The 21,733-nt window shown below is 59.9% G+C and carries 18 protein-coding genes; all 18 read left to right on the top strand.

Annotation, left to right across the window (positions count from 1 at the left end; genetic code table 11):
* Positions 1–37: 37 nt before the first annotated feature.
* The 18 genes from murJ (at position 38) to secG (ending at position 21,607) form a co-directional block, all read left to right on the top strand.
* A complete protein-coding gene (gene murJ, locus DWW73_RS07715) occupies positions 38–1,618 on the top strand; it encodes a murein biosynthesis integral membrane protein MurJ (RefSeq protein WP_117655647.1) in 1,581 nt (526 codons plus the stop codon).
* A gap of 6 nt (positions 1,619–1,624) precedes the next feature.
* Complete coding sequence (gene uvrC, locus DWW73_RS07720; RefSeq protein ID WP_369832597.1) at positions 1,625–3,565, top strand: excinuclease ABC subunit UvrC; 1,941 nt, start codon at positions 1,625–1,627, stop codon at positions 3,563–3,565.
* A gap of 365 nt (positions 3,566–3,930) precedes the next feature.
* The gene (locus tag DWW73_RS07725) at positions 3,931–5,544 is read left to right on the top strand and encodes an ABC transporter substrate-binding protein (RefSeq protein WP_117647497.1); all 1,614 of its coding nucleotides are present in this window, start codon (positions 3,931–3,933) and stop codon (positions 5,542–5,544) included.
* 157 nt (positions 5,545–5,701) lie between these two features.
* Positions 5,702–6,658, top strand: a complete 957-nt coding sequence (locus DWW73_RS07730; RefSeq protein WP_055251823.1) for an ABC transporter permease — start codon at positions 5,702–5,704, stop codon at positions 6,656–6,658.
* A 3-nt stretch (positions 6,659–6,661) separates the two neighbouring features.
* Complete coding sequence (locus tag DWW73_RS07735) at positions 6,662–8,677, top strand: dipeptide/oligopeptide/nickel ABC transporter permease/ATP-binding protein (protein ID WP_117735806.1); 2,016 nt, start codon at positions 6,662–6,664, stop codon at positions 8,675–8,677.
* The gene (locus DWW73_RS07740) at positions 8,678–9,505 is read left to right on the top strand and encodes an ABC transporter ATP-binding protein (protein ID WP_089573612.1); all 828 of its coding nucleotides are present in this window, start codon (positions 8,678–8,680) and stop codon (positions 9,503–9,505) included. It begins immediately after the preceding gene.
* A gap of 80 nt (positions 9,506–9,585) precedes the next feature.
* Positions 9,586–10,563 carry an acetylxylan esterase gene (locus tag DWW73_RS07745; RefSeq protein ID WP_117779241.1) on the top strand — a complete coding sequence of 326 codons (978 nt, stop codon included), beginning with the start codon at positions 9,586–9,588 and terminating at the stop codon, positions 10,561–10,563.
* Positions 10,556–11,407, top strand: coding sequence for an acetylxylan esterase (locus tag DWW73_RS07750; protein ID WP_117640779.1), 852 nt, complete (start codon positions 10,556–10,558; stop codon positions 11,405–11,407). Before DWW73_RS07745 ends, DWW73_RS07750 begins: the two co-directional genes overlap by 8 nt.
* 68 nt (positions 11,408–11,475) lie before the next feature.
* Positions 11,476–12,396, top strand: coding sequence for a dihydrodipicolinate synthase family protein (locus DWW73_RS07755; RefSeq protein WP_035138887.1), 921 nt, complete (start codon positions 11,476–11,478; stop codon positions 12,394–12,396).
* 172 nt (positions 12,397–12,568) lie between these two features.
* Positions 12,569–13,534, top strand: coding sequence for an ROK family protein (locus tag DWW73_RS07760; RefSeq protein ID WP_117779242.1), 966 nt, complete (start codon positions 12,569–12,571; stop codon positions 13,532–13,534).
* Positions 13,535–13,674: 140 nt separating this feature from the next.
* Entirely contained in the window at positions 13,675–14,361 is a 687-nt protein-coding gene (locus DWW73_RS07765; RefSeq protein ID WP_022094877.1) for an N-acetylmannosamine-6-phosphate 2-epimerase, read from the top strand.
* A 101-nt stretch (positions 14,362–14,462) separates the two neighbouring features.
* Complete coding sequence (gene rapZ / locus DWW73_RS07770; protein ID WP_022094878.1) at positions 14,463–15,383, top strand: RNase adapter RapZ; 921 nt, start codon at positions 14,463–14,465, stop codon at positions 15,381–15,383.
* Between the two features lie 6 nt (positions 15,384–15,389).
* Positions 15,390–16,319: a DNA-binding protein WhiA gene (gene whiA / locus DWW73_RS07775; RefSeq protein ID WP_117779243.1), complete on the top strand. Its 930-nt coding sequence runs from the start codon at positions 15,390–15,392 to the stop codon at positions 16,317–16,319.
* A gap of 193 nt (positions 16,320–16,512) precedes the next feature.
* Positions 16,513–17,538, top strand: coding sequence for a type I glyceraldehyde-3-phosphate dehydrogenase (gene gap / locus DWW73_RS07780; RefSeq protein ID WP_099431436.1), 1,026 nt, complete (start codon positions 16,513–16,515; stop codon positions 17,536–17,538).
* Positions 17,539–17,678: 140 nt separating this feature from the next.
* Positions 17,679–18,869, top strand: a complete 1,191-nt coding sequence (gene pgk / locus DWW73_RS07785) for a phosphoglycerate kinase (protein WP_117564871.1) — start codon at positions 17,679–17,681, stop codon at positions 18,867–18,869.
* Positions 18,862–19,629, top strand: a complete 768-nt coding sequence (gene tpiA / locus DWW73_RS07790; RefSeq protein WP_089572945.1) for a triose-phosphate isomerase — start codon at positions 18,862–18,864, stop codon at positions 19,627–19,629. Before pgk ends, tpiA begins: the two co-directional genes overlap by 8 nt.
* Positions 19,630–19,634: 5 nt before the next feature.
* Entirely contained in the window at positions 19,635–21,188 is a 1,554-nt protein-coding gene (gene gpmI / locus DWW73_RS07795) for a 2,3-bisphosphoglycerate-independent phosphoglycerate mutase (RefSeq protein ID WP_117635933.1), read from the top strand.
* A gap of 164 nt (positions 21,189–21,352) precedes the next feature.
* On the top strand, positions 21,353–21,607 hold the full coding sequence (gene secG / locus DWW73_RS07800) for a preprotein translocase subunit SecG (protein ID WP_006236144.1): 255 nt from the start codon (positions 21,353–21,355) through the stop codon (positions 21,605–21,607).
* The last annotated feature ends 126 nt before the right edge of the window (positions 21,608–21,733 follow it).

The following is a 21,733-nucleotide window of genomic DNA, read 5'->3' on the forward strand; positions in this document are numbered from 1 at the left end:
ATCCGAAGCTTCTTCGTCGCGAGATGGCACTGATGATATGGGCTCGTCGGACTACTCCACGGTTGGTCGTTCCGCCGGGCTTATGACCATCCTGACCATCGTGTCTCGCGTCACCGGCTTTATCCGCACATGGGCAATGGCGGCCGCTATCGGCATGTCGCTGCTCTCGTCCTCCTATCAGGTCGCCAACAACCTGCCCAATATGCTCTACGAACTCGTGATGGGCGGCATGCTCGTGACGGCGTTTTTGCCCGTGTACATGGGCGTGAGGCGTGAGCAGGGTCGCGAGGCCTCGAACGAGTACGTGGGCAACCTGCTCGGTATTCTGCTATTGGTGCTGGGTGGCATTTCGTTGCTGGGGACCGTGTTCGCTCCGGGCTTTATTTGGACGCAATCGTTCCTTTCGGGTGACGGCGGCAGCATGGATACCGCTGCGTTCATGTTCCGTTTCTTCGCCATCCAGATTCTGTTTTATGGTTTGGGCTCGGTGTTCTCGGGCGTTCTCAACGCACACCGCGACTACTTCTGGTCGACGTTTGCCCCGGTCCTCAACAATGTGATCGTCATTGCGAGCTTTATGGGCTTTGCGCCCGTGTCCGCACAGTTTGGCGAACGTGCCGGCATCATCTTGATTGCGGCCGGTACGACCCTCGGTGTCTTTGTTCAGATGGCTTGTCAGATCCCCGCGCTTGGCAAGCACGGCGTGCATCCCCATATCCATATCGACTTTAAGGACCCCGCACTGCGCCAGACGATTGCGCTCGGTATCCCGACGCTGCTCGCTACGGTGTGCATGTTTGTCTCGACTTCTATCACGAACGCTGCCGCGCTGGTGGTCCAGCCCGAGACCGGTCCTTCCGTCATCGCCTATGCGCGCCTGTGGTACACGCTGCCCTACGCGCTGATTGCCGCCTCGCTTTCGACGGCGCTCTATACCGAGCTCTCTCACGACGCACAGGAGAAGGATTACGACAGCGTTCGCACGGGCATTTCGCGTGGCGTCGCCCAGATGCTGTTCTTCCTGGTTCCGTTCGCGCTGTACCTGATTGTCTTCGCGCGTCCGCTCAACATGATCTACTGCGCTGGCAAGTTCGATGAGTCCGGCGTGGCGCTGGTGTCCGAGTTCCTTGTCTACCTGGCGTTCTCGCTGCCGCTCTACGGCGTGGTCGTGCTGATGCAGAAGAGCTTCTCTGCCTTGCTCGACATGAAGCCCTATAGCCGCTATTGCCTGTATTCCGCCATCGGCCAGGCCGGCTCGGTTCTGCTGTTTGGCGTTGTGCTGGGCTTCGGTATGCCGGCAATCGCGCTTTCGTATGTCGTCGACTACGTGATCTTGGTCGGTTGCTCGCTGTGGTGGCTGCGTCGTCGTCTGCGTGGTCTTCAGGTTAAATCTATCCTGCATGGCGGTTTCTTTGGCCTTTTGCTCGGTGGCCTGGGTGCTGCCGCAGGCGCCGGCGTCATGTGGGCGCTTGAGCACTTTGTCGGGGCACTTGGCGGCTCGATTCTGATTACTCTTGGCTACGTTTGCGTTGCGGGTGTCGTCTCGCTTGCTGTTACCTTTGGCCTTGCCGTCGTCCTTAAGATGCCCGAGGTCTCGGCGCTGATTCGTCGCAAGTAGGTGCGCGTGGCCGGTCACGACAACATTCCAACGCTTGCCGAGCAGGTTTCGCGCGTTCCCACGCAGCCCGGCTGCTACCTTTGGAAAGACGCCAAGGGCGATGTCATCTACGTGGGCAAGGCGAAAAACCTGCGCGCCCGTATGCGTCAGTACGTGACGCTGCAGGACGAGCGCCAGAAGATCCCGCTGATGATGCAGCTGGTGGCGAGCTTTGACTATATCGTGGTGGAGACCGAGCACGAGGCGTTGGTGCTCGAGCGCAATTTGATTGGTCAGTACCATCCGTACTTTAACGTCGACCTCAAGGATGACAAGAGCTACCCCTTTATCGCCATTACAAAGGGCGACCTGTATCCCGCTATCAAATACACGCGTGAGCGTCATAAGCCGGGAACGCGCTATTTTGGACCTTATACCGATAGCCGCGCGGCACGTGAGACGATAGATACGCTGCGCAAGGTTATCCCCATCTGCTCCGCATCCTGTGCGGAGTGGCGTCGTTGTCGCCGTATCGTCGAGTCCCACAAGGGCGAGGAAGACATCGTCAATATGATTTGCGCGCAAAACGGGCGCCCCTGCTTTGACTACCATGTCGGGCGCGGCCCGGGTGCGTGTGTCGGCGTGATTTCCCCGGCAGACTATGCCAAGAACGTCAAGCGTGTCGAGCGCTTTTTGTCGGGCCATCGCAAGGATGTCGTCGATGAGCTGACCTCCGAGATGACGGATGCCGCTGAGGCGCTCGACTTTGAGCGCGCGGCACGCGTCAAACGTCGTTTGGAGGTCATCAGGGGTCTGGACGATCGTCAGCAAGTCGTTTTTCCCTCCAGTGTCGATATAGATGTCATCGGTTTCTATCGCGAGGAGACCATCTCCGCCGCTTGCGTCTTCGTCGTTCGCGAGGGCCGAACAGTTCGCACCTGCGAGTTCATTCTCGACAAGGGTCTTGATGTTGACGAGGAAGAGCTCCAGTCGGGCTTTCTTAAGCGCTATTACGACGAGACGGCTGATATTCCAGCTGAGGTCAACCTTTCCGTCGATCTTGAGGATGCGGAAGCGCTGGGGGAGTGGCTTGCGGGCAAGCGTGAGCGTTCCTGCCATCTCCATAGGCCGCAGCGTGGCGAAAAGCACCGTCTGCTCGATATGGCATCCAAAAATGCGCGCCATGCCCTCATGCGCTACATGATGCGAACGGGGTACGCTGACGACCGCACCAATCAAGCGCTCCTGGAGCTCGAAAGTGCGTTGGCGCTGCCATCGCCGCCGTTGCGTATCGAGTGCTTCGATATCTCTACACTTCATGGCACCTTTACGGTCGCCTCGATGGTGGTGTTTACCAACGGGCGCGCCGACAAGAGTCAGTATCGTCGTTTTAAAATTCAGGCCGAATTGGACGAGGCAAACGACTTCGTGTCGATGTCCGAGGTTTTGGGACGACGTTATGCTCCCGAGCGCATGGCCGACGAGCGCTTTGGCTCGCGCCCCGATTTGCTCGTTGTCGATGGCGGTAAGCCGCAATTGACCGCTGCGATCAAGCAACTTGAGGCTCTTGGGCTCGATATACCAGTTTGTGGCTTGGCAAAGGCCGATGAGGAGGTTTTCGTGCCTTGGGACGAGACTCCCGTCGTGCTGCCGACCGGGTCCGCGTCGCTCTATCTAATTAAACAGGTGCGCGATGAATCGCACCGTTTTGCCATCACGTTCCATCGCGAATTGCGCGATAAAGCCATGACGGTTTCGGTACTCGATGACGTTCCAGGCGTGGGACCCACCAGAAAACGTGCCCTTATGCGCCATTTTGGCTCGATGAAGCGTTTGCGCGCGGCGAGCGAGCAAGAGATCGCGGAAGTTCGAGGCATTCCTGCCGATGTCGCCAAAGCGGTTCACGAGGCGCTCGTTGCATGGAATGCCGAGCGCGCCGAGGCGGCGGCAAAGCAATCCGAAAACTAAACACGCCTCTAAACAACTGATATACATGATTGCGTGATTTTCAATCATTTATTTCACGGCGATTACCAGCCGATTTCGGGTTTAATTAACGCTAAAACGTTTGACTAGCCATGGTGAACAACCCTGCTATCCTGCGGGTTGACGAAGACTGATATCTCACCTCGTCGATACATACTGTCTGGCGAATCGTTTGTCAATGAATTCGGTGAACGGTAGCAAATACCGTTCAAGCGTATGTATGTATCGGTCGCCGAGCGCGGCACCTCAGTTGGGTTCGTCGGTAGGTAAGGTATATATCGTCCGCAAGTTGCGCGGGGGCACGTCTAGGCGCTCCCGGGTAAGATTCTCTATTGATAGGAGAAGACATGGCCATCATCAACAAGGGTATGTCCAGGCGTTCGTTCCTCGGCCTCACCGGCAGCGTCGCTGCTGTCGCAGGGCTTGGTCTCACCGGCTGCGGTGGCAGCTCTAGCGACGAGGGTTCCGCTTCCGGTTCCACCGATTCCGCCAACCGTGGCGGCGGCGTGATCACCGCTGGTTCCGCTTACGCTCCGTCCAGCTTCGATCCCGCCAGCACCGGCTCCGCTGTGGGCCTGGGTGCTAACTGGCACGTCGTCGAGGGCCTCTACGGCATCGATTACCACGACTACAGCACCTTCAACGAGCTCGCCACCGACGATCCCAAGTCTGTGGACGACACCACTTTCGAGGTCACCATCCGCAAGGGCGCCAAGTTCTCCGATGGCACCGAGGTCACCGCTGACGATGTCGTTGCCTCCTACACCGCTTGCGCCGCTTCCGCTACCTATGCTCCGTTCTTCCAGCCCTTCGAGTCCATCGAGGCCAAGGACGCCAGCACCGTGACGGTCAAGACCAAGGTCCCCAACTTCTCCCTGCTCAAGGATCGTCTGGCCATCGTCCGCGTTACCCCGGCCACCCAGACCGAGGAGGATCGCGCCAAGCAGCCGATCGGCTCCGGCCCCTGGATGTACGACTCTATCTCCGATACCGAGATCACCCTGGTTCCCAACCCCGAGTACAACGGTGAGTATGCTGCCGAGGATAAGAAGATCCAGTACAGCATCCTGACCGACCCCACCGCTCGCGTTACCGCTCAGCAGGAGGGCTCCACGCTCGTTATGGAGCTCGTTACCGCTGACGCCGTCGACCAGCTCGAGAGCGCCGGCTGCAAGATCGATAACGTTCAGGGTTTCGGCACCCGCTTCATCATGTTCAACGTCGCCAAGGAGCCTTGGAACAACGTCAAGGTCCGTCAGGCTGTCATGTATGCGCTCGACACCGAGAAGATGGTCAGCAACACCTTCGCCGGCCTTGCCACCGCTGCCAGCTGCTACCTGCCCAAGAGCTTCACCAACTATCATGAGGCTTCCACGGTGTACAAGACCGACGCCAAGAAGGCTAAGAAGCTCATCGAGGAGTCTGGCATCACCCCGGGTGCCATCACCCTGCGCACCACCGACAACGAGCAGATTAAGGGCATGGCCGCCCAGGTCAAGAACGACCTCGACGCTCTCGGCTTCGATGTGACCATCCAGACCGATACCTCGCCGGCCACCTACGCTGCCATCGACGGCGGCGAGGCCTACGATATCCTCCTTGCCCCTGGCGATCCTTCCTGCTTCGGCGCCGACCCCGACCTGCTGCTCAACTGGTGGTACGGCGACAACGTCTGGATGCAGACCCGTTGCCCGTGGAAGGAGTCCGCTGAGTGGCAGAAGCTCCACAGTCTCATGGACGAGGCTCTTGCCGCCGAGGGCGACGAGCAGCAGAAGAAGTGGAACGAGTGCTTCGACATCATTGCCGACAACGCCGTTCTGTACCCCGTTGTCCACGTCAAGACCGTCTCCGCTTCCTGGGACGATCCGTCCACTGCGCCCAACGGCGAGGCCCTCGATGGCTTCAAGGGCATCGGCACGACGAGCATGTCCTTCAGGGGCGTTGCGACCGTCAAGGCGTAAGACTCGCTTGAGTCTGTATGCAGGATGTCGGTCGTTGGGACCGTATCCTCATAGTTGAAACAAAGACCCGGGCGACCTCGATGTCGCTCGGGTCTTGTAATGAGTATCCGTACTCATATACCAGTTGGTCCTACCGACAAAAGAAAGGGGAGAGAACGTGAACAACTTGCTACGTTTGATTGGAAGGCGTCTTGTGGCGCTGCCGATCATGGCATTGGGCGTCACCGTCCTGGTGTTCTTCCTTATGTCGTTCTCCAAGACCGACCCCGCCTACACGGCGTTGGGTGACGGTGCCTCGCCCGAGGCGGTTGCCGAGTACCATGAGAAGTATGGTCTGGACGACCCCTGGCCCGTGCGCTACGTGCGCTATATGGGCGATTTGATCCATGGCGACATGGGCACCTATGGTGCTGCTCGCAACTCCGTTGCCAAGCGCATCTCCACGGCCCTGCCCGTCACGATGCAGCTGACCTTCATCGGCCTTGCCATCGGTGCGGTCGTTTCGTTTTTGCTCGGCGTCATCGCGGCACTGTATCGCGACAAATGGCCGGACCAAGTGATCCGCGTCTTTTCCATCGCCGGCTTGGCAACCCCGTCGTTCTGGCTTGCCGTTCTGTTGATCCTGCTGTTCTCTTCCTACCTTAAGGTGCTCCCGGCATCGGGTGCTCTGCCTCACTTCACCACGAATCCGGCTGGTTATCTGGGCCGCATGATTATGCCCGCCATCGCCTTGGCATTTCCGCTGACGGGCCAGATGACTCGTATCGTGCGTACCGCCATGGTCGAGGAGCTCGACAAGGACTATGTCCGTATGGCTCGCGGTGCCGGCGTTCCCGAGAAGGTCGTCGTCGGTATCAACGTCCTTCGCAATGCGCTGATCACCCCGGTCACCACCCTCGGTCTTAAGATCGGTTACCTCATGGGCGGCGCCGTCGTCATCGAGGTTATCTTCAACCTCCCCGGCATGGGCACCGCGATTCTGCAGGGCGTTCAGGGCAACGAGGCGAACCTGGTTCAGGGCGTCGTTATCGTCGTTGCTCTTGCCTTCATCATCATCAACATCGTGGTTGACATGCTCTACCTGCTCATCAACCCGCGCATCAGGACGGTGTAGATTATGGTAAAGATTCGAGAGAAGCAAACCGAGCAGCTCGAGAAGGCTGCCTCCAAGGGGCTCAAGCTCGGTGGCTGGAAGAAGATGACGCTGTCTTCTAAGATTGCCGCCGTCGTGCTGGCGCTGGTCGCCCTGACTGCGATTCTGGCGCCCCTTCTTGCCCCCTATAGCCCGGTCGAGATCTTTACGGCTCGCCAGGCTCCCGGCAACGGATTTATCTTCGGTACCGACGATAAGGGTCGCGATATTCTGTCGCGTATGCTCTACGGTGGTCGTTACTCGCTGATTATCGGCTTTGGCGCCACTGCCATGGCTCTGGTCTGCGGCTCGGTCGTGGGCGCCCTTGCAGCGGTTTCGCGCAAGGCCGTCTCCGAGACGATCATGCGTATCTTGGACATCATCATGTCCATCCCGGGCATCGCCCTCGCGGCCGTCTTCGTCTCCATCCTGGGCAACTCCGTGCCGTCGATCATCTTCGCCATCGGCTTTATGTACACTCCGCAGATTGCCCGTATCGTGCGCGCCAACATCGTGTCCGAGTACGGCGAGGACTATGTCCGCGCGGTCATCGTTTCCGGCGCCAAGGCTCCGTGGATTTTGATCAAGCATGTTCTGCGTAACTGCATCGCCCCGATCATGGTCTTCACCGTTACCCTGGTCGCCGACGCCATCATCTTCGAGGCTTCGCTGACCTTCATCGGCGCTGGTATCCAGGAGCCCACCGCTACCTGGGGCAACATCCTAGCCGACGCCCGCGGCGGCGTGCTCGCCGGCCGTTGGTGGCAGGCGCTGTTCCCGGGCCTGGCCATCATGATCACCTGCCTGGCGCTCAACATCCTCTCCGAGGGCATTACCGACGCCATGGCCGCTGCTCCCTCCGCCGCCCTGGATCCGACCGATTCCTCCAAGCGCCGCGAGGCCGACCTGCTGGTCTCCGACCCCGTTCGCGCCTACAAGGAGCAGGCCCAGTCCCTCTCCGCTCGCCTTGGAGCCCTGCGCGATGTCGAGCTCAAGCGTGACGATCGCCATGTGCCCGACGAGTCTGTCGAACCGATCCTTTCGGTCCGTGACTTCTGCATCCAGTTTGAGCACCACGGCGATATCAACGTCGTCGACCATGTCAACTTTGACGTCCGTCCTGGCCAGACTATGGGCCTGGTGGGCGAGTCCGGTTGCGGTAAGTCCATCACCACGCTGGCCATCATGGGCCTGACCGACGATGACGAACATCTTTCCGGCGAGGTCCTCTGGGAGGGCCGTGACCTGCTCAAGATGAGCAAGAAGGAGTGGTTCGGCCTGCGCGGTACCGATATCGCCATGGTCTATCAGGACGCCCTGTCCTCGCTCAACCCCTCCATGCTCATCTCTGCCCAGATGAAGCAGCTCACCAAGCGCGGCGGCACCCGTAGCGCCGAGGAGCTCCTGGAGCTCGTGGGCCTCGATCCCAAGCGTACGCTCGAGAGCTATCCGCACGAGCTTTCCGGTGGTCAGCGTCAGCGCGTTCTGATTGCTATGGCCCTTACCCGCGACCCCAAGCTGGTCATCTGCGACGAGCCCACGACCGCCCTGGACGTTACCGTCCAGAAGCAGGTCATCAAGCTGCTCAACGATCTTCAGGCCAAGCTCGGCTTTGCCATGATCTTCGTCTCGCATGACCTGGCGCTGGTCGCCGAGGTCGCCCATAACATCACGGTGATGTACGCCGGTCAGGTTATCGAGCAGGCGCCCACCAAGGAGCTGCTCACCAACCCGATCCACGAGTACACCCGCGGTCTTCTGGGTTCCGTCCTGTCCATCGAGAGCGGTTCGGGCCGCCTGCACCAGGTGCCCGGCGCCGTTCCGAGCCCGCGCGATTTCCCCAAGGGCGATCGCTTCGCGCCCCGCTCGAGCCATCCGCGTATTGGCCTGGACACCCGTCCGGTCTTCAAGCGCGTGCCCGGCACCGAGCACTTCTATTCCGAGCTCCCCGACGAGGTGCTCAAGGCAAATGGTTTGACCCCTCACGCGGAGGTGATGTAGATGAGCGAGACCGCAGTCAACGGCGTCGAGCCGATCATCTTCCTTGATGACGTCCACGTCACCTTTAGGACCCGTACCGGCTCGATTCTGCACCCTAACCTGGTTCACGCCGTCCAGGGTGTAACGATTAGGCTCATGCCCGGTCAGACGATCGGCATCGTCGGCGAGTCCGGTTGCGGTAAGTCCACCACCGCCAACGTCATGTGCGGCCTGCAGGCCCCCACGAGCGGCAAGGTCTACTTTAAGGGCAAGGACGTTACCAAACGTACCGCCGAGGACCGTCGCCACATGGGTCGCGTCATCTCGGTCGTGTTCCAGAACCCGGCCACGGCACTCAACCCCCGCATGGTCGTTCGCGAGCAACTGCTCGATCCCATGCGCGTCCACAACCTGGGTACTGAGGCCGAGCAGGAGAAGCGCGTCAAGGAGCTCTTGGAGCTCACCGGTCTGCCCAGCTCCGCCGCCGAGGTTCTTCCCGGCCAGCTTTCGGGCGGCCAGCGCCAGCGCGTCGCAATTGCCCGTGCCCTGTCGCTGAACCCCGATGCCATCATTGCCGACGAGCCCACCTCGGCTCTGGACGTTTCGGTCCGCGCGCAGATTCTGAACCTGCTGACCGACCTTAAGAAGGAGCTCGGCCTGGCCATGGTGTTCATCAGCCATGACATCCAGACGGTCCGCTATATCTCTGACGACATCATCGTTATGAATGGCGGCAAGATCGTCGAGCAGGGCGAGGCCAAGCAGGTCTTCCAGCACCCCCAGGACCCCTACACCAAGATGCTGCTCGGCGCTGCGCCGTCGCTGCTGCATCCCAAGCTCGGCGAGTAGCCTCGCTTTCCCTCCCGTGCGCCCGGTTCCCTTGCCGGGCGCACCTCCGTTGCGATTTCGAAAGGTTGGGTTCACGAGCCATGCCAAGTGCTCAGGAGCTACAACATCAATTTGGTGAATATCGAGGCGCCATGCCCCGTCCATCAGATTTCGATCTCTTTTGGAATGACCGCATGGCCGAGGCCGATGCCGTCGAGCTCGACTATGCGATCGAGGCGGCATCGGTCACCGATGCCGTGACCTGCCAGCTTTTCGACCTCTGGTATACCGGCATGTGTGGCGCTCGCCTGCATGCCAAGTACCTTAAACCCGTCTCGGACGAGCCCGTGCCATTGGTACTTCAGTTCCATGGGTATCCGGGTGCAAGCCGCAGCTGGTTTGAGCAGGCGTCGTTTGCGGGCATGGGCATGGCACTCATCGCCCTCGACTGCCCCGGCCAAGGAGGTCCCTCCGAGGACATTGGTGGATTTGAGGGCACAACGGTCGCGGGCCATATCGTCGCCGGTATCGACGGTGATCCGGCCAACCTCTACTATGTCCGCTTGCACCAAGATATTCGCATCCTGTGCCGCATCGTTTGCGAGCTCGAGGGCATCGATCTTGCCCGTGTGTTTGTGAACGGCGCGTCGCAGGGTGGCGGTTTGGGCATTGCGACCTGTGCACTTAACAGCGAGCTTATCAATCGCGCCGCCATCCTCTATCCCTTCCTGTCGGATTTCCGCCTGGTCTGGGATTTGGATGCCGACGACATTGCCTACGAGGGCCTGCGCTATTGGTCTCGCTGGTTTGACGAGGACTCGACTCGTATCGACGAAGCCTATGCCAAGCTGGCGTACTTCGATTCCAAGAACTTTGCCCCTATGGTCAAATGCCCCGTGCTGTTTGGCACCGGCACAGCCGATACCGTCTGTCCGCCAGCGACGCAGTTTGCGGTCTATAACAACCTGACCTGTGAAAAGCGTCATGAGTTCTTTGAAGGCTTTGGCCACGAGGAGATTCAGGATTTTGACGATCTGATCATTCCGTTTTTCTGCAAGGGAGGGAAGGCTCATGTCTAAGTGCGAGAGCAATGTCGGCGAGCTGATTGTCCCCGACCTTGTGGGGATTCCCGGAACGGTTTCGTCAAGGCTCTCTGAATATCGGGACTGGCACGGTGATGTTCAGGCAGATGTTTCTGATTTGGAGACATGTGCTATGGATCTTGAGATTCAAGGCCTGGCCATTACGGCGATCGATTTCGCCAATCCGTATGCCCGCTACTCCGAGGTTTCCTTTGAGCTTGGTGGCGATGTGGTCCACGCACGTTTGATCGAGCCTGCCGGTCGCGCCCGAGCATCCGAGCTTGTGCCGCTATGTCTGATGTTTCACGACATCGACCGACCCGTGCGGGGATGGCATCACATGACGAGGTTTGCGGCCATGGGATATGCCGTGCTTGCGCTGGACGATGAGGCGATTGGACCCAGCGATCTGCGGCAGGGGATTACCTCGCCCGCTTTTGTCAGGCGCGTCCGTTGGGGCTGCGCGTTGGCGGAGGTCGCGCGCAATCTTGATGGCATGGACCCCGAACGCATCTTTGCATGGGGCGAGGGTCTTGGCGGCGGAGTCGCGCTGGCGGTTTCTGCTCTGGACGAGCGGGGCCTCGCCCGCACGGCGGTTGCCAATCCGCTTCCTGGCGGTCTCGAGGTGCTGTCGTCTCGGGTGCGCGGATCGGTGCTCATGGGCACATCGCTTATGGATACCGTGAGCGATCCCAAGGATCAGTTTGCCGTATTCAACGGTCTTGAGTGTGACCGGAGGCATATCATCTATGCAAAATACGCTCACGAGCGCATCAATGCGTTCGAAAACGAAGTCGTAGACTTTTTTAACCAAACGTTCTACTCGTGTTCTTTGGCCTAGACGGCCTGGACACTGCCAACAAGAGTGGGTGGCATAGGGCCGCCCGCCAGACAACTAAGGAGATTCTTGTGGCAACTCAGAAATTCACCGGCGTTATCCCTCCCGTCGTTGTTCCCGATACCGAAGATCATCAGCTCGATGTTGCCTCCTTTGAGCGCAGCATCAACCGCATGATCGATGCCGGCGTCGATGGCCTGTTCTTCTTGGGCTCTTCGGGTGAGGTCGTTTTCTCCACCGACGAGCGTCGTCGCCAGATCATCGCCGAGGCCGTCCGCATCGTCGACCACCGCGTGCCTGTTCTGGTCGGCATCATCGATACCGAGACCGAGCGCATGATTGAGCACGGCAAGGTCGCTCAGGAGCTGGGCGCCGATGCCCTCGTCGCCACCTGCCCGTTCTATGCCCTGCAGGGCATGACCGAGGTCGAGGAGCACTTCCGCATCCTGCACGAGGAGCTTGACCTGCCCATCTTTGCCTATGACATTCCCGTTTGCGTTCACACCAAGCTCCCCTGGAAGCTCCTTGCCAAGCTCGGCGCCGAGGGCGTCCTTGCTGGCGTCAAGGATTCCTCGGGTGATGACATCTCGTTCCGCTACCTCGTTCAGGAGAACGAGAAGAACGGTCATCCGATGAGTATCCTCACCGGTCACGAGGTTGTCGTCGACGGCGCTTACCTCGGTGGCGCCGACGGTTCTGTCCCGGGCCTTGCCAACGTTGAGCCCGAGGGCTACGTGCGCCAGTGGAAGGCCGCTCAGGCCGGTGACTGGGCTACCGTCAAGGCCGAGCAGGATCGCCTCAACGAGATCTCCCACATCTGGGATGTCACCTCGGGCGTCCAGGGCTATGCCGGTGGCGTCGGCGCCTTCAAGACCGCTATGAACCTCATGGGCATCTTCGACAGCCCGACCATGCCGCGCCCGGTGAAGGCCATGACTGGCGAGAACGTCGAGGCTATTAAGAAGGTCCTCCAGGACAACGGTCTCCTGTAAAGCTTTCCCAGGCACCCGGCCTCGCCGTTCAACCGTGTGGCCATGACCCGTTAGGTCAATGGCCACACGGTTTCTCGGCGATCTCGGGCACCTGGATAACCTTTACTGCGCTGTGACGGCTAGCCTGACGGCGCATTTCCTGTAGTTGTTTTTATCTCCGAAGGAGAGCGACATGGAGAACAAGTACGTCTGCTCTGTCGATATCGGCGGAACTAAGATCGCGACTGCCATCATGGAGTACCCGGCTGACGGTGGTGTGCCCCATCCCGTTTTTGAGGCCGAGGTTCCCACAGAGGCCCAAGAGGGCGGCGAGGCCGTCTTCCAGCGTATCGAGGCATCCATCAAGGCTGCTCTCGAGGCGAATCCCGATGTCGAGGTCCTTGGCGTCGGTATCGGTGCCGCGGGCGTCGTCGATCCCAAGACGGGCGCCATCGCGTATGCCAATGAGATCATGCCCGGCTGGTCCGGCGTTCAGTTGGGGCCGCGTCTGCGCGAGGATCTCGGTCTTCCCGTTGCCGTTGTAGGCGACGTGCAGGCTCATGCTCTGGGCGAGGCCCACTGGGGCGTCGGCAAGGGCAAGTTCTCCGTTTTGTGTCTGGGCATCGGTACGGGCATCGGCGGCGCATATGTCGAGAACGGCCGCGTGATGCAAGGCTTCCACGGTGCTGCCGGCCATATGGGCCACATCGAGTGCTCGGCTGCCGCCGGCATTCCCTGCGCCTGCGGGCGTTCTGGTCATCTTGAGTCGATAGCCTCGGGCACCTCGATTGGCCGTATGTACGATGAGCGCTTTGGCCGCGTCGACCCCAGCCGTCCTTCGGTCGGTCGCGACGTGAACGACCTGTGCCGTGCTGGCGACGCAAAGGCGACCGAGGTCATCCATGACGCCGGCTTTGCGCTGGGCGCCAGCTTGGGCTCGCTTGCCAATATTCTGGATCCAGAGGTCATCGTGCTTTCGGGCGGCGTAATTCATCAGGGTCCCGATTGGCGTTCGCAGACGTGGAAGGATTCGGTGCACGAGGGCTATGCCAGCCAGGCGCTCGATCCGCTCCAGGACACGCCGATTCTCATCGGGTCTCTGGAGGGCGATGCTCCGCTCATCGGTGCCGCCGAACACCTTCTTGCGTCGTTGAAGTAAACATAACTACCAAGTGCGCCTTCTGAGGTGCCGCAGATTGACGTGAAAGAGGAGCGAAGCGTACTTCGGTACGCGAGCGACGGTTTGAACGTCAAGGTGCGGTGTCTCAGAAGGCTGTTTTGAGAAAGGTTGAGTCGCACATGACCGTTGATCCTTTGATTCAATCCCTGAAGGGCAAGCTCGTCGTGAGCGTTCAGGCGTATATGGGCGAGCCGCTTCGTACGCCCGAGACCATGGCTCAAATGTCTCGCGCTTGCGAGCTTGGCGGCGCCGCCGCCATTCGCTGTCAGGGCCTTGCCGACATTGCCGCTATTAAGGGTCGCTGTGAGGTTCCCGTCATCGGCCTGTGGAAGGATGGACACGAGGGCGTTTACATCACGCCGACGCTGCGTCACGCTCGCGCCTGCGTTGCTGCCGGTGCCGATATCGTGGCGATCGACGCCACTGATCGTCCGCGTCCCGATGGCAAGACCGTCGAGGATACCTTCCGCCCGCTGCACGAGGAGGGTGTGCTCCTGATGGCGGATTGTGCCACCATCGAGGACATTCGCCGTGCGGTTGATATGGGCTTTGACCTGGTATCCACCACGCTTTCTCACGGCGTCGCCGCCATCGACTGCACCATGGCCGATGGCCCCGACCTGCCACTCCTGCGTCAGGCGACCGAGGAATTCCCCGGTCTTCCCATCATCTGCGAGGGCCGCGTGCACACGCCCGAGGAGGCTCGCGCTGCGATCGATGCTGGCGCCTGGGCCGTTGTCGTCGGCACCGCCATCACGCACCCCACGAGTATTACGAGTTGGTTCAAGGCTGCGCTTGAGGCGTAAGACAGGTCTCGTATCCGCTCGGGGCGGTATACTCAATATAGGCAATTGACCGCGCGGGATCCGGGTTGCTGGGTCCCGCGCTTGTTTTTGGGAGGCAGCACATGCAAAAGGGAGATGCCATGGATGCGGCGGAGCGCTCGGAGCGCATCCCCGATATCGTCATCATCACCGGAATGTCCGGATCGGGCCGCACACAGGCCATGCACGTGTTCGAGGACATGGGCTATTTTTGCATTGATAACCTACCTCCGCGTCTGATCGCCCAGCTTGCCGAGCTCGTCGGCATCAATACGGGCGTGGGCAGGCATCTCGCCGTCACCTGCGATTTGCGTAGCCAGGGACTGTTTGACGAGTTGCTCGATGCGGTCGCCGCGCTCGAAGAGCGCGAGATGAGCTGCGACATCGTGTTCCTGGAGGCTTCTGACGAGGTGCTGATTCGTCGCTACAGCGAAAATCGCCGCCGTCATCCCATTGCCAAGCCGGGGGAGACTACGGCCGATGCCATTCAGCGCGAGCGCCTTCAGCTGCAGGGCGTGCGCGATCGAGCCGATATGATTATCGACACGAGCCGCCTGCGCACCTCTGCCCTGCGCAACAAATTGCGCATGGCGTTCTCCGAGTTGTCCGACCAGCAGCTCATGGACGTTCACGTGTTCTCGTTTGGCTTTAAGCACGGTATGCCCGTCGAGGCGGACATTATGATCGACGTTCGCTTCCTGCCCAATCCGTTCTACGATCCCGAGATGCGTACCATGACCGGTCTCGATAAGAAAGTCTCCGACTTTGTTCTGGACCATCCCAAGACCCAGGAGTTCTGGAAGGCCTGGACGCAGCTGCTCGATACGGTGATGCCGGGCTATATCGCGGAGGGTAAGCCGCAGCTTTCTATCGCCATCGGCTGCACGGGCGGACAGCACCGTAGCGTCGCCATTGCCGAGGCCACGGCCCGTTACCTGGAAGGCGCCCAGTATCACGTGAGCATCTCCCACCGCGACCTGTCGCGCGCCAACACGAAGGCATAGGCCTGCATGTCGTTTACCGCTGAGGTGCGCGACGAGCTTGCGCGCTGCGAACCCGAATGTGAATACTGCGATTTGTCGACGCTTGCCGCCCTGACGCGTGTGAGCGGTACGCTTTCGTTGGCCGGCTCCGGGCGGTATCGTTTGACGGTCGCGACCGAGACGGGAGCCGTCGCGCGCACGATGATCACGCTGACGCATCGCATCCTTAAGCTCAAAACGGAATTCACCGTTCGTAAATCGGTCTTGCATAAGGTCCGTAACTATCTCATTACCCTGCCCGATCAACCCGACCTGGACAAGGCTCTGGTGCTGCTGGGCATTCTAGACCGCAGGGGAGGGCTCGTTGCTGGTGTTCCCCGACACATCGTTGCCCGTCCCTGCTGCAGGCTTGCCTACATCCGCGGCGCGCTCATCGCGGGCGGCTTCGTGGCCGATCCACGCGGCGATTTTCATTTGGAGATCGCGGTGCAGGGCGAGCAGTATGCCCGGGGACTTTGCGATCTATTGGAGCAGATTGGGGTCCATGCGCGCGTTAACGCGCGGCGGGGGTCATATGCCGTGTACATTAAGAGCGCCGAGGAAATCGAGCATCTATTAAAGCTGATTGGTGCCAAGCGCAGCGTTGCCGAGATTGAGGAGGCGCGCGCGGTCAAGTTGGTTAAGAACGATGTGAACCGTCGCGTGAACGCCGAGCTCGCCAACCAGACCAGAAGCGCCGGTGCTGCCCAGCATCAGCTTGCGCTTATCGATGAGCTCGAGCAGCGCGGCCTTCGCGATGCGCTTCCGGATGCCTTGGCGGTCTTTTGCGACCTGCGCGAGCGCTATCCCGATCTGTCGCTGCGTGATTTAGGGGAGATGGCTGACCCTCCCTTGTCGAAGTCGGCCCTCTACCATCGAGTTTTGAGGCTTGAAAAGCTCATTGAAGCAAACCGGTAGTTTAAAGTATCGACTTATATACGGATTTAGCTGCTATTTTATTCTTTAAAACGTTTTAACGTAAATTTGATTTTCAATTTCGACTATTCTCGTGAAATTCAAGTCAAAAAAAAGGTATATTAGGCGAGTGGTTAGTTTGTGGGCCTCAACGGCGGGCGCTGTAGCTTGCGGGGGCCTTACGAAAGGAGACACAATGGCAGTAAAGGTTGCTATTAACGGCTTCGGTCGCATCGGTCGTCTGGCTTTCCGTCAGATGTTCGGTCATGAGGGCTCCGAGATCGTCGCTATCAACGACCTCACCTCTCCCGATATGCTCGCTTACCTGCTGAAGTACGACTCCACGCAGGGCAACTACGCTCGCGATCACGAGGTCGTTGCTGGCGAGGATTCCATCACCGTTGACGGCAAGGAGATCAAGATCTACAAGGAGGCCGACGCCAACAACCTGCCTTGGGGCGACCTCGACGTCGACGTCGTTCTCGAGTGCACCGGCTTCTACACCAGCAAGGCTAAGGCTCAGGCCCACATCAACGCTGGCGCCAAGAAGGTCGTCATCTCCGCTCCGGCCGGCAGCGATCTGCCCACCATCGTGTACAACGTCAACCACGAGACGCTGACCGCTGAGGACAACATCATCTCCGCTGCTTCCTGCACCACCAACTGCCTCGCCCCGATGGCCAAGGGTCTGAACGACTTCGCTCCCATCGTGTCCGGCATCATGACCACCATTCACGCCTGGACCGGCGACCAGATGCCGCTCGACGGCCCGCAGCGCAAGGGCAACAAGCGTCGTAGCCGCGCCTGCGCCGTCAACATCGTCCCCAACACCACCGGTGCTGCCAAGGCTATCGGCCTGGTTCTCCCCGAGCTCAACGGTAAGCTCATCGGTGCCGCCCAGCGCGTCCCGACGCCGACCGGCTCCATCACCAACCTCTACGCTGTCGTTGACAAGAAGGTCACCGTCGACGAGGTCAACGCCGCTATGAAGGCCTACGCTTCCACCATCTCCGAGACCTTCGGTTACAACGAGGACGATATCGTCTCCACCGACATCATCGGCGAGACCCACGGCTCCATCTTCGACGCCACTCAGACCATGTGCTCTGACCTCGGCAACGGCCAGACCCTCGTTCAGGTCACCTCTTGGTACGACAACGAGAACTCCTACACCTCTCAGATGGTCCGCACCATCAAGTACTTCGAGAAGTTCGTTGCTTAATTTAGCTTTTAGCGAATAGCTCGTTGAGCGTCTAAAGAAGGGCGCGGCCTCATAGGGCTTACACCCTAGGGTCGCGCCCTTTTTATAGGAAATCGTCTGCCGTAATGGGAGGCAGACACGTACGAAAGGTAGAAGCAAACATGGCCTTTACCAAGAAGACCGTCCGCGACATCGATGTCGACGGCAAGCGCGTTCTCGTCCGCGTTGACTTCAACGTGCCTATCAAGGATGGCGTCGTTGGCGACACCACCCGCATCAAGGCTGCCCTGCCCACCATCAACTACCTCGTTGAGCACAACGCTCGCGTCATCCTCATGAGCCACCTCGGCCGTCCCGATGGCACCGGCTTCCAGCCCGAGCTCTCCCTTGAGCCTGTCGCCAAGAAGCTCGCTGAGCTCTCTGGTCTCGATGTTGCCTTTGTCGCCGACACCTACGGCGAGAAGGCTGCTGAGGCTGTTGCCGCCGTCGAGCCGGGCAAGGTCCTCGTTCTCGAGAACGTCCGTTTTGACAAACGTGAGAAGAAGAACGATCCCGAGATCGCCAAGAAGCTCGCTTCCTATGGTGACGTCTTCGTTCTCGATGCTTTCGGTACCGCTCACCGCGCCCAGGGTTCCGTCGTGGGTCCCGCCGCTTACCTGCCTGCCGTCGCCGGCTTCCTGCTCGAGAAGGAGGTCGACACGCTGACCGGCATCTTCGCCGAGCCCGAGCGCCCCTTCGTCGCTATCGTCGGCGGTTCCAAGGTTTCCTCCAAGATCGGCGTTCTCGATCACCTCATCGACTCCGCTGATACCCTGATCATCGGTGGCGGCATGGCCTACACCTTCTTCCTGGCTCAGGGCCTGACCGTCGGTCAGTCCCTCAAGGAAGAGGACTGGGTCGAGCGCGCTGGCGAGATGCTCAAGAAGGCCGAGGAGAAGGGCGTCAAGATCCTGCTCCCCATCGACAACCGCGTTGCCGATCACTTTGGCGAGGACGCTGTCCCCGAGGTTGTCGCTTCCGACGCTATCCCCGACGATCGTGAGGGCATGGACATCGGCCCCAAGACCGAGGAACTTTACGCCGAGGCCGTCAAGGGTGCCAAGACCGTGTTCTGGAACGGCCCCATGGGTGTCTTCGAGTTCGACAACTTCGCTCACGGCACCCAGGCTATCGCCGAGGCCGTCGCCGAGGCCGACTGCACCTCGATCATCGGCGGTGGCGACTCTGTCGCGGCTGTCAACAAGTTCAACCTGGCCGACAAGATGAGCTGGATCTCCACCGGTGGTGGCGCTTCCATGGAGCTCGTCGAGGGTAAGGCCCTGCCCGGAGTGGAGGCGCTTCTCGATGCCTAATCGCACCCTTCTTATCGCTGGTAACTGGAAGATGAACAACGACGTCGCTGAGGCCGCCAAGCTCGCCGACGAGCTGGCTCAGGCTCTGCCCGAGGTTCCGGCTGGCGTCGAGGTGCTCGTCTGCCCTCCGACCATTGACATCACCACGGTTCATGACCGCATTCAGGCTGCCCCCATCGCCCTCGGTGCACAGAACGTGTACTGGGAGGCCAAGGGTGCCTTCACCGGTGAGTCCTCTTGCGACATGCTCAAGTCCGCTGGCTGCACCTACTGCATCATCGGCCACTCCGAGCGTCGCGACTACTTCCACGAGACCGACGAGGACCAGAACAAGAAGGCCAAGGCCCTCGTTGCCGCCGGTCTTGTTCCCGTCTTCTGCTGCGGCGAGTCCCTCGAGGTCCGCGAGGCTGGCACCTATGTCGAGCACGTCGTGAACCAGGTCAAGGCTGGCCTTGCTGGTCTTGAGATCACCTGCCCCAAGCAGGTCGTCGTCGCCTACGAGCCCATCTGGGCCATCGGCACCGGAAAGACCGCTACCGCTGAGGACGCCCAGGAGGTCTGCGGCGCTATCCGTGAGACCCTCAAGGAGATGTTTGGCGAGGAGCTCGCCGACGGTATCCGCGTCCTGTACGGTGGTTCCGCTAAGCCCGGCAACATTGCCGAGCTCGTCGCCAAGCCCGACGTTGACGGCGCCCTCGTGGGCGGCGCTTCGCTCAAGGCTGCCGACTTCGCCTCTATGGTCGTCAAGGCAGGCGAGTAGGACATATGGCACAGCGTCATCTTCCTGCACTCCTGATCATCATGGATGGCTGCGGCCTTGCTCCGGCCGATGGCGAGAACGCCGTCGCCGCTGCCAAGACGCCCTTCCTTGATAGCCTGTACGAGAAGTATCCTCACACCACGCTCGGTGCTTCGGGCGAGGACGTGGGCCTTCCCGACGGTCAGATGGGCAACTCCGAGGTAGGCCACCTCAACATCGGTGCCGGCCGCATCGTGTTCCAGGAGCTTTCGCGCATCAACAATGCCATCAAGGACGGCTCCATCGCCAAGAACGAGGTCTTCGTCAAGGCTATGGACGACGTCAAGGCTGACGGCAAGACTCTCCACCTCATGGGCCTTATGAGCCCTGGCGGTGTTCATTCTCACATGAACCACGTCGAGGCTCTGGTCAAGATGGCTGCCCAGCATGGCGTCAAGACCGTTCGCGTCCACGCCTTCATGGATGGCCGCGACGTTGACCCGCAGTCCGGTGCCGGCTACATGAGCGAGTTCTGCGCCTTCCTGGCTAAGATCTCCGAGGAGACCGGTTGCGACGCTCGCGTTGCCACCGTTTCGGGCCGCTATTGGGCCATGGACCGCGACAACCGTTGGGAGCGCATCCAGCGCGCCTACGACGTCATGGTTAACGCGTCCGATGCCGATACCGACCCCGTTGCCGGTATCAAGGCCTACTACGAGAAGGATCCGCGCGGCGACGAGTTCGTCGAGCCTTTCGCGGCCCACAACGAGGGCATCCACGAGGGCGACGCGGCCATCTTCTTCAACTTCCGTCCCGACCGCGCTCGTCAGATGACCCGCGTGTTCACGGACAAGGAGTTCGATGGCTTTGAGCGCGAGCAGATTAAGCTCTCGCACTTCGTGACGATGACCGAGTACGATCCGACGTTTGACGTCGAGGTCGCCTTCCCCAAGACGTTCCCCGAGAACGTCCTGGCCGACGTTATCGCCGCCAATGGCCTGAAGCAGCTGCACACCGCCGAGACCGAGAAGTACGCCCACGTGACGTTCTTCCTCAACGGCGGCATCGAGGAGCCCAAGGAGGGCGAGGAGCGCGTGCTCGTCGCTTCCCCCAAGGTCGCTACCTACGATCTGCAGCCCGAGATGAGCGCTCCCGAGGTTACCGAGAAGCTTGTTGCCGCTATCAACGAGGATCGCGCTGATTTCTACATCGTGAACTTCGCAAATTGCGACATGGTTGGTCACACCGGTGTCTTCGACGCTGCCGTTAAGGCCGTCGAGGCTGTTGACGATGCCCTGTCCAAGGTTGTCCCGGCGATTCTCGCCAAGGGCGGCTTTGCGCTGATTACCGCCGATCACGGCAACGCCGATCACATGTTTGACGTTGCTTCCGACGGTTCCAAGCATCCGTTTACGGCTCACACCACCAACCGTGTGCCGTTCATCATCGTTGATGAGAAGGCGCAGCTCACCGGTATCGAGGACGGCCGTCTTTCCGATATCGCTCCGACCATGCTCACCATGGCTGGCATTGAGCCTTCCGCCGAGATGACGGGTCGCGTACTCGCCACCGAGGCCTAATAGAAAACAAATACCGTTTTCTAGTAAGGGGGTTGTCCACAACCGGACAACCCCCTTTTTGGTATTTCTGCCATTTCTACCCCGTCCCCAAATGGCAGGTGGGGGAGTGCTGGGGGTTGTGGTACAGTACTGGAGTTTGAATTGTTCTATTAAGGAGCTTATCTATGGGTCCGTTTCAGATTCTTCTGTTTGTCGTTTGGGCTGTCTCTGCCGTGGCGTTGACGATTCTCGTCCTGATGCATTCCGGTAAGGGCACCGGCGTTTCGGATATGATCGCTAGCTCGCTGTATAACTCCAGCTCTGCCACGGGCGTCATGGAGCAGAACCTCGATCGCCTGACCGTCATCATGGCTGTCGTATTTGCCGTGTGTGTCGTTCTGTGCATGTTCTTCTTCCCGCAGGGCATCGTCGGCTACTAAGCATCGGCGTATATACGTTTGTAAAGGGTCCCGCACGTGCGGGACCCTTTTTGTTTACAGACTTGTAACAGAGCCAAAATATCCCCACATACTTCGCCCAACTAAAGAAATTCTCGACCGTTAACC

The organism is Collinsella sp. AF16-8 (genome assembly GCF_003462695.1).
Taxonomy (GTDB): Bacteria; Actinomycetota; Coriobacteriia; order Coriobacteriales; family Coriobacteriaceae; genus Collinsella.

Excerpts from the sequence above, each read along its gene's own strand:
- DWW73_RS07765 (WP_022094877.1), top strand. The coding sequence starts at position 13,675 with ATGACCGTTGATCCTTTGATTCAATCCCTGAAGGGCAAGCTCGTCGTG.
- DWW73_RS07760 (WP_117779242.1), top strand. The coding sequence starts at position 12,569 with ATGGAGAACAAGTACGTCTGCTCTGTCGATATCGGCGGAACTAAGATC.
- DWW73_RS07740 (WP_089573612.1), top strand. The coding sequence starts at position 8,678 with ATGAGCGAGACCGCAGTCAACGGCGTCGAGCCGATCATCTTCCTTGAT.
- DWW73_RS07725 (WP_117647497.1), top strand. The coding sequence starts at position 3,931 with ATGGCCATCATCAACAAGGGTATGTCCAGGCGTTCGTTCCTCGGCCTC.
- gap (WP_099431436.1), top strand. The coding sequence starts at position 16,513 with ATGGCAGTAAAGGTTGCTATTAACGGCTTCGGTCGCATCGGTCGTCTG.
- pgk (WP_117564871.1), top strand. The coding sequence starts at position 17,679 with ATGGCCTTTACCAAGAAGACCGTCCGCGACATCGATGTCGACGGCAAG.
- DWW73_RS07745 (WP_117779241.1), top strand. The coding sequence starts at position 9,586 with ATGCCAAGTGCTCAGGAGCTACAACATCAATTTGGTGAATATCGAGGC.
- rapZ (WP_022094878.1), top strand. The coding sequence starts at position 14,463 with ATGCAAAAGGGAGATGCCATGGATGCGGCGGAGCGCTCGGAGCGCATC.
- DWW73_RS07735 (WP_117735806.1), top strand. The coding sequence starts at position 6,662 with ATGGTAAAGATTCGAGAGAAGCAAACCGAGCAGCTCGAGAAGGCTGCC.
- murJ (WP_117655647.1), top strand. The coding sequence starts at position 38 with ATGGGCTCGTCGGACTACTCCACGGTTGGTCGTTCCGCCGGGCTTATG.
- tpiA (WP_089572945.1), top strand. The coding sequence starts at position 18,862 with ATGCCTAATCGCACCCTTCTTATCGCTGGTAACTGGAAGATGAACAAC.
- whiA (WP_117779243.1), top strand. The coding sequence starts at position 15,390 with ATGTCGTTTACCGCTGAGGTGCGCGACGAGCTTGCGCGCTGCGAACCC.
- secG (WP_006236144.1), top strand. The coding sequence starts at position 21,353 with ATGGGTCCGTTTCAGATTCTTCTGTTTGTCGTTTGGGCTGTCTCTGCC.
- DWW73_RS07750 (WP_117640779.1), top strand. The coding sequence starts at position 10,556 with ATGTCTAAGTGCGAGAGCAATGTCGGCGAGCTGATTGTCCCCGACCTT.
- gpmI (WP_117635933.1), top strand. The coding sequence starts at position 19,635 with ATGGCACAGCGTCATCTTCCTGCACTCCTGATCATCATGGATGGCTGC.